This is a genomic window from Echinicola salinicaeni, from assembly GCF_014280965.1.
GTDB classification, from domain to species: Bacteria; Bacteroidota; Bacteroidia; order Cytophagales; family Cyclobacteriaceae; genus Echinicola; species Echinicola salinicaeni.
This window is the reverse complement of sequence record NZ_JACODZ010000025.1, coordinates 1-1351: the sequence shown is the minus strand read 5'-3', so window position 1 is coordinate 1351 and position 1351 is coordinate 1. Positions and strand designations below refer to the sequence as shown.

The window sequence follows — 1351 nt, the reverse complement described above, 5'->3', positions numbered from 1 at the left end:
AGTATACTAGTCATCGAATAGGACTGGAAGCATCCATAAGAGGAACGAGCGTTAAGAAAACAGTCAGTGACTGTTTTTAGCGAGTAGCCAGCCTGCAGGGCAGGCTCTCTCGTTTAAGAGGTCATTACCCCATTGTCCTGACAGCTGAGCTACGCCACGGCATAACAGGAATTTCAAATTCCCACGATATTAAGGTAAAGATGCATTCTTCATCCAGCCGGGGCTTTCTTAATTAATAACCAGTCAGTGCAGCCTCTCCCCAGTTTAGGTATTGTTCATTTTTGCCTTAATCCAAAAACGAACCAAAAAGATCAAGATGCAAATAACCTTCCACACGCAGGGCCAAACGCTGGCCCGGATTTGCATCGGCCAACGCGCCCTACTGCATAGCGCTCGCAATAGCATGATGATTTTATACTGCAAACCTTTCTTTCCAGCTCGGATAACTCACCTCTAGGTGAACAGGTATACTTCCCCTGTTAAAAACGTATACTCCTTCCGATAATAATATAAGTAAGCGCGGGAGGCCGCCAGAAATGCGGGCCAGCGGAGGGCTTGCGGGCAGAAGCTTTATTTCTGGCTTGACTTTTTTGTTACTTTTTGTGTCTAAGACAAAAAGTAAGGAACTGTAATAGGTTGTTTCTTTCTATTTCCAAAGCTGGATCCTGTTACTATGGCAAATAATGGAGTAAATATAATAGGCTATGTCAATACACTCCCTGGGTGCTGGTGGACTTTACACCTTAATATATTTATCCTTCATCTAGCATCAATTAACTCAGAAGGGAATTTCAAATTCCCACGATATTAAGGTAAAGAAGCATTCTTCATCCAGCTGGGGATATTAGCTAAAGGAGGTTTATCTTGTTTAACGTCAGCAAAAAGTGGACAGTTTAAGAGATGAAATTAAGATAGAGGTTTATTAACTTTATTCACCTCATAATGATTCTTTTTAAAGACTGCTGGCCAATGTAATGGAGTAGAGTTGAAATTAGTTTCATAAGAAAATGATTGACGCTGGTCTATTGCCTCTTGGATTTGTTTTTCCAACTCCCCAAAAGCCATATTATGCGCCATCGTTTCTTGAAATTCAGTAGGGATTAGCGATTGGTAAATGCCCAAATAATGTTTGTCATAATCAAACACTTCTACCGCATCAGGAGATAAAACTTGTGAAAAAGAAGATTTGCCAGCTCCATTACATCCAGCAATTACTAAAAGTTGAGGCATGAATTATTTAAATTCAGGAGCTATTTGAGGATGTTTGTTTTGGATTCCCATAGCCACGTTATTTTCATATACCTTAATTTCCTTCCTTATTTTAGGCATTTGTGACTTCATCTTACGTTTG

The 1351-nt window shown here is 40.0% G+C and carries 1 protein-coding gene; it reads right to left on the bottom strand.

The genetic code is table 11. The annotated features are described in order from the left end of the window. Nucleotides 1-906 precede the first annotated feature (906 nt). Nucleotides 907-1230, bottom strand: coding sequence for an ATP-binding cassette domain-containing protein (locus H7U17_RS20555; protein ID WP_186758770.1), 324 nt, complete (start codon nt 1228-1230; stop codon nt 907-909). Nucleotides 1231-1351 lie beyond the last annotated feature (121 nt).